Genomic DNA, 11,839 nt, shown 5'->3' with positions numbered 1-11,839 from the left:
ATCATATCGGCTCCATATACACCGTGTTTATCCTAATGTTTATTTGGGCGACTGTTGGCTATTTAGCTGGAGATAGTTGGCCAAAAAGTATTTTTTCGGTCACATATGCCTTTATACTTCTTGGCCTAAGTGAATACATGACTAACTTGTATTTCATTAAGGACCCCTACCTTAGTCAAACAATACAAAATCATCTAATTGTTTTTTCAATAGTCTATCTAATCTTAATTGGCCTTTTTCACTGCCTTCTTATTCGAATTAAGAAAAGAAAGCAAAAAAAAATAGTACTCTATTTAGGAATTTTTATCTTAATTACGGGTTATAGTTCTATGCTTATGGGAGTATCTTTAGACAATTCTTCTTTCTTGAGTCAATCCCATTTACTCTTGTTAATGATTTACGGATTAATAAGCATTTCCTTTCTATTTGTTTATTCAAATTGTGGACAAAATAACCATGAATTAAATCAAAAAGAAAAGGAGATCGATCACTTAAAAAAATATACTCTCCAGCTAGAACAAGACTATACAAATTTGAATTCTTTTAAGCATGATTATGCAAATATTTTGGCTTCTTTAGAGGGGTATATTCATGGTGATAACTCTCAAGAGCTCAAAGAATTCTTCTTTAATGAATTAAGAACGGTATCGACCCCTCATTTACCATATGACTCTGATTTGACTCCGCTTAGATATCTTAAAGTTCCCGCAATAAAGGGACTTTTGGTGAATAAATTAGTTCGCCTTCATGAGAGGAGGATCTCTTTTAATCTGGAGATAAAAGCAGAAATTTCGCAATTACATATGGAAACGATTGATTTTATTCGATTATTAGGTAATTTATTAGATAACGCTATTGAAGAATTAGAAAGACTAGAGGATGGCATATTAACAATCGTTATCTTCGAGCTAGATTCTTCGCTCCATGTGATTGTTAAAAATCCTTGCCAAAAGACCATTCCTCACCTCTCGCAATTAAAAGAAAAAGGTTTCTCCACAAAGGATAAACACCAAGGCTTTGGCTTATTTAATATTGAAAAAATTGTTCAGCAATATGCGAATGTCAATTTACAGACTGAAATAAACGATTATCATTTTGTCCAACATCTGATCATAAGAAAGGAGCCCAGCGATGATTAGTATCTATATCTGTGAAGATAATAAACAGGAGCTAGAAAATATTACGACTTGCATTGAGGATTATGTAATGATCAATGCTTTGGATATGAAGGTCGAACTTGCTACGGATGACCCGGTTAGCTTACTAAACCATGTCAAAAGACAATCAAGAGGAAATAATCTCTATTTCTTAGATATTGATCTGGGCAATGATACGATAGGGGGTATCCAACTTGCTGCAAGTATACGTTCATTTGATGTGCTTAGTCCCATTGTTTTTGTAACAAGTCATGATGAATTAGTCTTAACTACCTTTAAACATGCTGTGGAAGCGCTTGGCTATATCATAAAGGATGGCCCAGATTCTTGTGCTGGTCAAATTAGGCAAATACTTGATTTAGTTAATAAGCGGTATCTAACTAATCCTAATAATTATCGCGTCTTTACCGTTCGCTGTGAAGATAGTGTCCGTATATTTAACGTCAATGATATTATTTATTTTCAAACGTCTGATACTCACCGTGTCATTATGACCCATAATAAAGGGCAAATTGAATTTAGAATGTCTATGAAGGAAGTTGAAAAGGCTGATCCTGATTTTATAAGGTGTCATGAGTCCTTTATAGTTAATAGAAGCCATATATCAGAGATCAGTAAATCAAAGCGACTTCTAAAATTGTCAAATGGGTCAATATGTGAGATGTCGTTTAGGCGTATGAAACAGGTGCTGGATGCTATAAATTAGCAAAGTCTGACTATTTAAATGAAATATTTTCATGAGCTATTCGATTAACGAAGTATTGGTCGTTATTTGAATAGTTTTTGTTTTAATAAATACTACTTGCGTTAATAGATTTTTACAGTTTTTACGTATATCTAAACATCTACGCCAATAAAATCATTATGAAATATTTCACTTTATAATATATGTAAAAGGTTCAATCTATTGATATAGAGGTAAAGTAAGGAAATTATTCTAGAAGGGACAGTTATGACATCAAAACAAGACAATATTATAAGTGTTAAAAACCTATCCAAACGCTTTAAGGATACGGTGGCTCTTGACCAGATTAGTTTTTCTATCAAGAAAGGCGAAATCTTAGGTTTCCTAGGGCCTTCCGGGTCAGGCAAGACGACAACCATCAATATCCTCACCAAGCAACTTGCGCCAGACCAGGGGGATATCTATATCCTAGGCAAGACTGTCGGCCAGTTAAATTCAAATGATTTCAAGAATATAGGCATTATGAGTGACACCAGCGGCTACTATGAAAAGCTTTCCTTATTGGATAACCTTAGGACTTATGCGGATATCTTAAAGGCTGATTACGACTATGTTGACGCCTTATTAAAAGAACTGGACCTCTATGAAGACCGTGATAAGCCGGCTGAGAAATTATCAACAGGTATGAAAAAGAGGATGCTACTCATCCGCGCCATCCTAAACAAACCTGACTTGCTCTTTCTTGATGAACCCACCAGTGGCTTAGACCCTAGTACTTCAAGGAAAGTCCACCGCTTGCTCGCTCGCTTAAAAGACCAAGGAACCAGCATCTTCTTTACCACCCATGACATGGACGAAGCGGAAAAGTTATGCGACAACTTAGTTTTATTAAACAAGGGGCAGATTGTTGAAGAAGGTGCCCCTGAAGATATTATTCTGGCCCACACCACAGACCGCCAAGTTCGTTTAACTTATGCCGATAAAAGCAGTCAACAATTAGCCTTCGACGACTATGACCCTGATTTGACCAAGCAAGGCGTTGTCGCCGTCCATTCATGTGAACCAACGCTAGAAGACATCTTTATTCAAGTAACAGGAGAATCTTTATATGACTAATACCATTACATCTCTGATTAAACTCAGATCAAAACTTATTCTGAAAACACCCAATACCCTAGTTCTCCTCTTAATGCCCCTCGGCTTTTCTCTGCTTTATAACGGGATGTTAAATAATAATGGAGAAAATGGTAGTGAAATCCTCTTTATTAGCTTGACCTTTACTTTTGGCCTCTCGATCGGAACTCTGATTACTAGCGCAATCGGGGAAGAAAAAGAGAAAAACAGTTTGCGTTCCTTACGCTTAATTGGTGTTAAGAGTAGTGAATATATATTAGCTACTATCTTTTATCCTAGTGTAATTAGTCTCTTAGCGATTATCTTATATCCCGTCTTAATTGACGGTTGCAATTTAAGAGAGATGTCGCTTAACTACTTCGTCATCAGCGCCCTCACTGCCCTAGCCTGTATCCTATTCTATTTCTTGATTGCCTGGCTTTCATCCACTCAGTCTCAAGGGCAGATCAATAGTATCTTGGCCATGGTCCTGATTACTCTCGTTCCTATGTTCTCCCAAATGAATGAAACTTTACAATCTATCAATGAATATTCCTTCATGGCTGCCTTAACCCAGCTCTTGTCCGAACAAAAGCAAGTCCAAATAGCTGATAGTAGTTCCATTGGCTTAGTCATTTGGATCATCAGCCTCTTTATTGCCAATATTCTCTTTTACCGTAAGAAAGCTTAATATTTATCCCAGCATTGAAAGGAGGTGAGGAGCATGGTTGGAGCCTTTGTTGTTGGAGTAGCAGTTGGAGTAGCCACTTATGTTGTTGCTTCGTAATGGTTGATCTTTTATTTAGAAAGGAGGGAATAGCATGGCTGTAGCATTTGCAGCAGGTTTTGTTGTTGGCTTTGGAGGCGCTGCTCTTCTATTAAATTAGATATAATTACTAAAATAAAAAGAATCTCGTATAGAAATGGCGTTCGATTCCAATTTTCTATACAAGATTCTTTTCTTATTGTAACATAGAATATTAATTCAATCATAACAATCAGCAGCACAAGAGCAATTCTGCTTTTTTGCGTGGTCAAGTTTAATGACATTGTCAAGAAAAGATTACAATTTGTTAACAAATACTTTAATAGCCCTAATCTTCTTTCGAATTCGATATAATAAGTGTACGCAAGAATATTAATAAGAATTAGGAGAGTTAAAGTATGAAGAAAAGATCCTATTTATTTTTAGCGTCACACCTGGCCTTAGCCAGCTTTATTGTGACAGCTCAAAATGTTCAGGCGGAAGAAGTGCCGGCTGAAGAGGAAAGCAATGCCTTAGAAGTAAAGGCGCCTGTAGAAGACAATACTCAAGTAAGTGAAGAAACACCTGAAGTAGAAGCACCTGCCCAAGACCAAGTCAAGGCAACCTACCAAGCGGGGAAGACGGACCAAGGCCCTAAAGTTGTTTATGAGGAACCCGGCCAAGCTTCTGAAAGCACTAAGACTGAAGAAAGCCAGCCTAAGAAAGAAGCAAACAAGGGAGATGCCTATACGACTGAACCCCACAAGGTATCTTATGATGGGACTATCGTTCGTACCCAGCATACTTTAGATACTAAACCCTGGGGCGTCCAAGGCTTCGAAACCATCTTAAATAATCTCAAATCCTATGATGGCCAAGCCGCTAAGGTAGATGCTGAAGCAGCGACCAAACGGGCAGATTGGATCCGGGTTTCCTTTGCTGATGGCCAGGAAGGTTGGACTGACCGCCGTGCCCTCCGCAAGGGTGAGCGTTACACCAGCTCTGTTAAGGAAGTGAATGAAACCATGACCCTGGCTAGCGGCAACCATACCCTGGACAGCCTACCTTGGGGAACTGCGGGCTTTAAGACCTTGAAGACCAACTTGAATGACCGCCAAGGTGAGGTCGTAACGGTCAGCAAACTCGTTTCAACTGAACGGGCAAACTGGGCCTATGTGACCTTCCAGGATAGCCTAGCCGGTTGGGTGGACCGCAATGCCCTATCTAAGAAATTACCTGGGGGCAAGTACCTAACGGAACCCGAATCGCTTAAGGCTTACGGCCGGATCACAGGTAAGAGCCACACCATTGACTCCAAGCCATGGGGGATTTATGGTTACCAGACTCTGGTAAGCCGCCAACAATACCCGAACTACCGCAACAAAGCGGTTAAAGTTAACCAAGCTGTCTCAACGACACGCGGGGACTGGCTCCATATTGAAGCGGTCGACGGATCCGTTTCCGGTTGGATTGACCGCAAGGGGATCACTTTCTCTGGCGATGCTTATACTAGTCCAGTCAAGGAAGTCAACTACACTGCCCATATTAAGAACGGCAACCACACATTAGACTCCAAACCATGGGGCGCTCCTGGTTATGAAACCTTACGCAGCCGTGGTCAGATGAAGGCTTACCAAGGTCAAGATGTGAAGGTCACTAAGGAAGTCTCAACTACACGGGCTGACTGGGTCTATGTGAACTTCGCAGATGGTTTAGCCGGTTGGTTCGACAAGGCTGGTATCCAGTCAGGGGCTAACCCAGAGCCTAAGCAAAAAGGCGACCGCTATACCACAGCTGAAAGACAGGTCAACTTTACGGCAACCATCGTCCAAGGTAACCATACCCTCGATTCGAAACCATGGGGGATTGATGGCTTCAAGACTTTAAGGAGTCGCCAACAAATGAAAGGCCACCAAGGCGAGTATGTTAAGGTCACTAAGGAAGTTTCCACCAACCGTGCCAACTGGGCCTACATTACTTTAGCGGATGGGACCAGCGGCTGGTTCGACCGAGCAGGCCTCGTTATCGGTAAAGAAGATGCCTACACCAGTCCGATGAAGGATGTTAACTACACTGCCTATATTAAGAACGGCAACCATACCGTGGACTCGAAGCCATGGGGAATCCCAGGTTACCAAACCATTAAGAGCCGTCAACAGACTAAGGCTTACCAAGGCCAATCTGTTCAAGTAGACAAGGAAGTTTCTACCAACCGTGCCGACTGGGCCCATGTTCGCTTCAACGATGGGACCAAAGGCTGGATTGATGCAGCAGCCTTGACCCGTCAAGCCCCTCAAACCAAGCAAAAGCCAAGCACATCCAAGGGCGTTAAAGTGCGTGATGTGGCCTATGCGGTCCAACACGGGGATACCTTGAATTCGATTGCTCGTGACTTCGGCATTAGTGTGGCAACCCTTCAAAACTATAACAAGCATGTTTCGCCAAGTAACCTCTACTCAGGCCAGCGCATTTGGATTCCAGAAGCTGTGGCTAAGCCAATGGACCTCGCCCGCTCACGTGATGGGCGCAAGGTTATCTACCTGGATGCCGGACACGGTGGTGCCGAAACAGGAGCAGCTGCTTATGGTTACTTAGAGAAGAACCTGAACCTCAACTTCACCAACCAATTAGCAACTGACCTCCGCCAACGCGGCTATGAATTGATTTTGAGCCGGAACGGGGACCAATTCGTCTCATTGACTGGCCGTTCAGCCGATGCTAACCAATCCAATGCCGACCTCTTCCTGTCCATCCACCACAATGCGTCAGCTAATGGGGCTCAAAGTGGGATTGAAACCTTCTATTATGAGTACACAACAGGTTACCCATCCACCATTAATGGCAACTACCACAATGATGCCCAACGCCTAACCAACAGCCGCTACATTGCTGGTTTGGTTCAAGACAACTTGATCAATGCCACAGGGGCCATCAACCGTGGAGTAAAACGAAACACCTTTGCTGTTGTTCGTGAAACCATGGTGCCAGCCATCTTAATCGAACTAGGCTTCATCGATAACTATAATGAACTCCAAAAAGTCGCTACACCTTCCTACCAACAAAAGATGGTCAAAGCCATCGGTAGCGCTGTAGACACCTACTTTAAGAATCTTTATTAAGATAGAGTGCGACAAAAGTCGGGAGGCCTGGCTTTTGGAGCAGGTTTTAATAGAGTGCGACAAAAGTCGTTAGGCCTGGACCACTGGAATAACTATTAGGTCGGGCTATTGGAAGAGATGGCAAGAAATTTTTGATTTGAATAGAGAGACTGGGACATGGTTTCCGGTCTCTTTTTTCAATCATTATGGAAACTCCCCTCAGTTCAGAAGAAAAATTTGCGAAAAAGTTTGACAATGAAATGGCAACGTGGTATTCTATCAAAGGTGCTTTTTGTATACAGATTCCTGTTATTAGTGATACAGTCGTGCTGACTGCCATACATTAATGCACAGAAGTAGGAAAGTTAATCGATCATAGATCGGTTATTTCTTTTTTACAGTAAAATGACACACCAGGGTGTGTGGACTTAAAAAGAATCTCCCAATTATTGGGGAAGGAGGAGCAGTAGTAAATGCCTACTATTAATCAGCTAGTACGTAAACCACGTAAATCAAGCACAGAAAAATCAAAATCTCCTGCTTTAGGACGTGGTTATAACTCAATGAAGAAGAAACCAACTCATAACAACTCTCCACAAAAACGTGGGGTTTGTACCCGTGTTGGGACAATGACACCTAAGAAACCTAACTCCGCTTTACGTAAGTATGCGCGTGTTCGTCTTTCTAACCTTATCGAAGTAACTGCCTACATCCCAGGTATCGGCCACAACCTACAAGAACACAGTGTTGTGCTAATCCGTGGGGGCCGGGTAAAAGACTTACCAGGGGTTCGTTACCACATCGTTCGTGGCGCACTCGACACTGCTGGTGTTGATGGTCGTCGCCAAAGCCGTTCTAAATACGGTACGAAGAAACCTAAGGAATAAGAAAAGGCGAAAGGAGGAGTTTAAATGGCACGTAAAGGACATATCGCAAAACGTGATGTATTACCAGATCCAATTTACAATTCAAAAGTAGTAACTCGCTTGATCAACCGTTTGATGATCGATGGTAAACGGGGTAAAGCAGCTTCTATCTTATACAAATCATTCGACAGCATTAAAGAACAAACAGGTCGCGAAGCAATGGAAGTCTTCGAAGAAGCACTTGAAAACATCAAACCATTGCTTGAAGTTAAGGCTCGCCGTATTGGTGGGGCTAACTACCAAGTTCCAGTTGAAGTGCGCCCAGAACGTGGACAAACTTTAGCTTTACGTTGGTTAGTTGGTGCAGCTCGCGACCGTGGTGAAGGTACCATGGAAGTTCGTTTAGCACGTGAAATCATGGACGCTGCTAACAACACAGGGGCTGCTGTCCGTAAACGCGAAACTGCCCACAACATGGCAGAAGCCAACAAGGCCTTCGCACACTTCCGCTGGTAAGAGAGGAGCGAGTGGAGCATTTCTCCACTTGGCTGCTTTATTTATTGGCTATATCATCAGCATTCGCTCAATGCTCCGTAATTTTTATACGGAAATGCAAAAAGTGGTAGATTTTCAAGTCTGACGCTATCACTTTAGTATGATTAACGTTATAATATAAGTAGCAGAGCCAGCCTCTGTTGACTAAATTGAAAAGGAGTTAGAATAAATGGCTAAAAGAGAATTCCCTCTTGAGAAAACAAGAAATATCGGAATCATGGCCCATATCGATGCTGGTAAGACCACAACGACTGAACGTATCTTGTACTATACTGGTAAGATCCATAAAATCGGTGAAACTCACGAAGGGGCTTCACAAATGGACTGGATGGAACAAGAACAAGAACGTGGGATTACCATCACCTCAGCGGCTACAACCGCTCAATGGCAAGGTTACCGTGTAAACATCATCGATACGCCAGGGCACGTGGACTTCACAGTTGAAGTTGAACGTTCTTTACGCGTATTGGACGGTGCGGTAACTGTACTTGACGCGCAATCAGGGGTAGAACCTCAAACTGAAACTGTATGGCGTCAAGCAGATACTTACCATGTTCCACGTATCGTTTTCGCTAACAAGATGGATAAGCTAGGTGCAGATTTCCTATATGCTGTAAGCACAATTAGAGACCGCCTAGGTGCAAATGCACACCCTATCCAATTACCAATCGGTGCTGAAGATAACTTCACTGGCATCATTGACTTGGTAACCATGAAGGCTGAAATCTACAAAGATGACCTTGGTACTGAAATTGAAGAAACTGAAATTCCAGAAGAATATCAAGAACAAGCCGAAGAATGGCGTACAGACCTCGTTGAAGCTATCGCTGATACAGATGAAGAATTAATGATGGCTTACCTCGAAGGCGAAGAAATCTCTGAAGACCAATTGAAGGCTGCTATCCGTAAAGCAACCTTAGCTTTAGACTTCTTCCCAGTAATGTGTGGGTCTGCCTTCAAGAACAAGGGTGTTCAAATGATGTTGGATGCGGTAATTGACTACTTACCAGCACCAACTGATGTACCACCAATCGAAGCAGAAATGGCTAATGACCCAGAACATACCTTCGAAGTTCGTGCAAATGATGACGCACCATTCTCAGCCTTAGCTTTCAAGGTCATGACTGACCCTTACGTTGGTCGTCTAACTTTCTTCCGTGTGTACTCAGGTACGCTTGAAGCTGGTTCTTACGTTCTAAACGCGACATCAGACACACGTGAACGTGTTGGTCGTATCCTCTTCATGCACGCTAACTCGCGTTCTGAAGTTGATGAAGTCTTCTCTGGTGATATCGCAGCAGCTGTTGGTTTGAAGAATACGACTACGGGGGATACTTTGTGTGATACTAAGACACCAATTATCCTTGAACGTATGGAATTCCCAGAACCTGTTATCGAAGTTGCGATTGAACCAAATACTAAGGCTGACCAAGACAAGATGCAATTAGCGCTTGCTAAGTTAGCTGAAGAAGACCCTACCTTCCGTGCGACAACTGACCAAGAAACTGGTCAAACGATCATCGCCGGGATGGGTGAGTTGCACTTGGACATCATCGTTGACCGTTTGAAACGTGAATTCAACGTTGAAGCTTCTGTAGGTGCACCACAAGTTTCTTACCGTGAAACCTTCACTAAGGCAACCCAAGCCCAAGGTAAATTCGTTCGTCAGTCTGGTGGTAAAGGTCAATACGGTGACGTATGGATTGAATTCACACCGAACGAAGAAGGCGCAGGCTTCGAATTCGAAGACGCTATCGTCGGTGGGGTTGTTCCTCGTGAATACATCCCTTCAGTTGAAGCTGGCTTGAAAGACGCTATGGAAAATGGTGTTCTCGCAGGTTTCCCATTAGTAGACGTGAAGGCTAAACTTTACGATGGTTCTTACCACGATGTCGACTCCAGTGAGTCTGCCTTCAAGGTTGCTGCTTCTCTTGCATTACGTAATGCAGCTAAAGAAGCTGGGGCTGTTATCCTTGAACCAATGATGAAGGTTGACGTGGTTGTTCCAGACGAATACCTAGGGGATGTTATGGGACACGTTTCTGCGCGTCGTGGCCGGATTGAAGGTCAAGAACCACGCGGGAACGCAATCCAAATCCACTCCATGGTACCACTTTCAGAAATGTTCGGTTATGCAACAACCTTACGTTCTGCAACTCAAGGTCGCGGTACCTTCACCATGGCTTTCGACCACTACGAGCCCGTACCTAAATCTGTAGGGGACGACATCGTTGCTAAATTCGGCAAGGGTGGCGAATAAGCTTAAGACTTTAAGACTTTAAGGCTTAAGTCTTGACAAAGAAAGAGTTGACGGGGCAAAATGAGCAAGTTTTCTTGACTTTAGCCCCTGTCCCTCTTATAATATAATCATTCAATCTATAGTAGATTATTATGGATAATATTGCTTAAAATCTGAGGAGGAAATTTAAAAAATGGCAAAAGAACATTTTGATCGTTCAAAACCACACGTTAATATCGGTACAATTGGTCACGTTGACCACGGTAAAACAACTTTATCAGCAGCTATCGCTACTGTATTAGCTAAAAAAGGCTTTGGTGAAGCTAAAGACTATGCTGCTATCGATAACGCTCCAGAAGAGCAAGAACGTGGTATTACAATCAATACTTCACACATCGAATACGAAACAGCTAACCGTCACTATGCTCACGTTGACTGCCCAGGACACGCGGACTACGTTAAGAACATGATCACTGGTGCTGCTCAAATGGACGGTGCTATCTTAGTAGTTGCTGCAACTGACGGCCCAATGGCTCAAACTCGTGAACACATCCTCTTAGCTCGTCAAGTAGGGGTTCCTTACATCGTTGTATTCTTAAACAAATGCGACATGGTTGACGACGAAGAATTACTTGAATTAGTAGAACTTGAAGTTCGTGACCTCTTATCAGAATACGACTTCCCAGGTGACGATACACCTATCGTTGCAGGTTCTGCTCTTAAAGCCCTTGAAGGCGACGCAGAATACGAAGATAAGATCATGGAATTAATGGATGCAGTTGATGAATACATCCCAACTCCAGAACGTGATACTGATAAACCATTCATGATGCCAGTTGAAGACGTGTTCTCAATCACTGGTCGTGGTACAGTTGCTACTGGCCGTGTTGAACGTGGTAAAGTTGAAGTTGGTAACGAAGTTGAAATCGTTGGTATCAACCCAGATATCACTAAGACAACTGTTACTGGTCTTGAAATGTTCCGTAAGACTCTTGACTATGCAGAAGCTGGTGACAACGTAGGTGCCCTTTTACGTGGGGTTACTCGTGAAAACATCGAACGTGGTCAAGTATTAGCTCAACCGGGAACTATCACACCACATACTAAATTCGAAGCAGAAGTTTACGTGTTGACTAAAGAAGAAGGTGGCCGTCATACGCCATTCTTATCTAACTACCGTCCACAATTCTACTTCCGTACAACAGACATCACTGGTGTGATCACTCTTCCAGAAGATACACCAATGGTTATGCCTGGTGACAACGTTACAATGTCAGTTGAATTGATCAACCCTGTTGCGATCGAAGAAGGGACAAACTTCTCAATCCGTGAAGGTGGCCACACTGTTGGTGCCGGCGTTGTATCAAAAATTAACGGCTAA

The 11,839-nt window shown here is 42.6% G+C and carries 9 protein-coding genes; all 9 read left to right on the top strand.

The window, feature by feature from the left end; all coding sequences use genetic code 11:
- Positions 1 to 329: 329 nt before the first annotated feature.
- Positions 330 to 1,139 (top strand): sensor histidine kinase, encoded by an 810-nt coding sequence (locus QP860_RS07225; RefSeq protein WP_284912436.1) that lies wholly within the window; start codon positions 330 to 332, stop codon positions 1,137 to 1,139.
- Positions 1,132 to 1,863 carry a LytR/AlgR family response regulator transcription factor gene (locus tag QP860_RS07220; protein WP_284912435.1) on the top strand — a complete coding sequence of 244 codons (732 nt, stop codon included), beginning with the start codon at positions 1,132 to 1,134 and terminating at the stop codon, positions 1,861 to 1,863. The genes QP860_RS07225 and QP860_RS07220 overlap by 8 nt, the downstream gene beginning before the upstream one ends.
- Positions 1,864 to 2,109: 246 nt before the next feature.
- Positions 2,110 to 2,958 carry an ABC transporter ATP-binding protein gene (locus QP860_RS07215; RefSeq protein WP_070618518.1) on the top strand — a complete coding sequence of 283 codons (849 nt, stop codon included), beginning with the start codon at positions 2,110 to 2,112 and terminating at the stop codon, positions 2,956 to 2,958.
- A complete protein-coding gene (locus QP860_RS07210; RefSeq protein WP_284912434.1) occupies positions 2,951 to 3,646 on the top strand; it encodes an ABC transporter permease in 696 nt (231 codons plus the stop codon). Before QP860_RS07215 ends, QP860_RS07210 begins: the two co-directional genes overlap by 8 nt.
- 473 nt (positions 3,647 to 4,119) lie before the next feature.
- Complete coding sequence (locus tag QP860_RS07205) at positions 4,120 to 6,819, top strand: GW dipeptide domain-containing protein (protein WP_284912433.1); 2,700 nt, start codon at positions 4,120 to 4,122, stop codon at positions 6,817 to 6,819.
- A 452-nt stretch (positions 6,820 to 7,271) separates the two neighbouring features.
- Entirely contained in the window at positions 7,272 to 7,685 is a 414-nt protein-coding gene (rpsL, locus tag QP860_RS07200) for a 30S ribosomal protein S12 (RefSeq protein ID WP_067973086.1), read from the top strand.
- Between the two features lie 24 nt (positions 7,686 to 7,709).
- The gene (gene rpsG / locus QP860_RS07195) at positions 7,710 to 8,180 is read left to right on the top strand and encodes a 30S ribosomal protein S7 (protein ID WP_070430141.1); all 471 of its coding nucleotides are present in this window, start codon (positions 7,710 to 7,712) and stop codon (positions 8,178 to 8,180) included.
- A 208-nt stretch (positions 8,181 to 8,388) separates the two neighbouring features.
- On the top strand, positions 8,389 to 10,479 hold the full coding sequence (fusA, locus tag QP860_RS07190) for an elongation factor G (RefSeq protein ID WP_070618524.1): 2,091 nt from the start codon (positions 8,389 to 8,391) through the stop codon (positions 10,477 to 10,479).
- 172 nt (positions 10,480 to 10,651) lie between these two features.
- Positions 10,652 to 11,839, top strand: coding sequence for an elongation factor Tu (gene tuf / locus QP860_RS07185; protein ID WP_070618528.1), 1,188 nt, complete (start codon positions 10,652 to 10,654; stop codon positions 11,837 to 11,839).

The organism is Aerococcus sp. UMB1112A (assembly GCF_030230715.1).
Taxonomy (GTDB): Bacteria; Bacillota; Bacilli; order Lactobacillales; family Aerococcaceae; genus Aerococcus.
The sequence above is the reverse complement of the archived record's forward strand: the minus strand, read 5'-3'. Positions and strand labels throughout refer to the sequence as shown.

What these genes read in the sequence shown, in the direction of transcription:
- QP860_RS07205 (WP_284912433.1), top strand. Translation starts at nt 4,120, where the DNA reads ATGAAGAAAAGATCCTATTTATTTTTAGCGTCACACCTGGCCTTAGCC.
- QP860_RS07225 (WP_284912436.1), top strand. Translation starts at nt 330, where the DNA reads ATGCTTATGGGAGTATCTTTAGACAATTCTTCTTTCTTGAGTCAATCC.
- fusA (WP_070618524.1), top strand. Translation starts at nt 8,389, where the DNA reads ATGGCTAAAAGAGAATTCCCTCTTGAGAAAACAAGAAATATCGGAATC.
- QP860_RS07220 (WP_284912435.1), top strand. Translation starts at nt 1,132, where the DNA reads ATGATTAGTATCTATATCTGTGAAGATAATAAACAGGAGCTAGAAAAT.
- tuf (WP_070618528.1), top strand. Translation starts at nt 10,652, where the DNA reads ATGGCAAAAGAACATTTTGATCGTTCAAAACCACACGTTAATATCGGT.
- rpsL (WP_067973086.1), top strand. Translation starts at nt 7,272, where the DNA reads ATGCCTACTATTAATCAGCTAGTACGTAAACCACGTAAATCAAGCACA.
- QP860_RS07215 (WP_070618518.1), top strand. Translation starts at nt 2,110, where the DNA reads ATGACATCAAAACAAGACAATATTATAAGTGTTAAAAACCTATCCAAA.
- QP860_RS07210 (WP_284912434.1), top strand. Translation starts at nt 2,951, where the DNA reads ATGACTAATACCATTACATCTCTGATTAAACTCAGATCAAAACTTATT.
- rpsG (WP_070430141.1), top strand. Translation starts at nt 7,710, where the DNA reads ATGGCACGTAAAGGACATATCGCAAAACGTGATGTATTACCAGATCCA.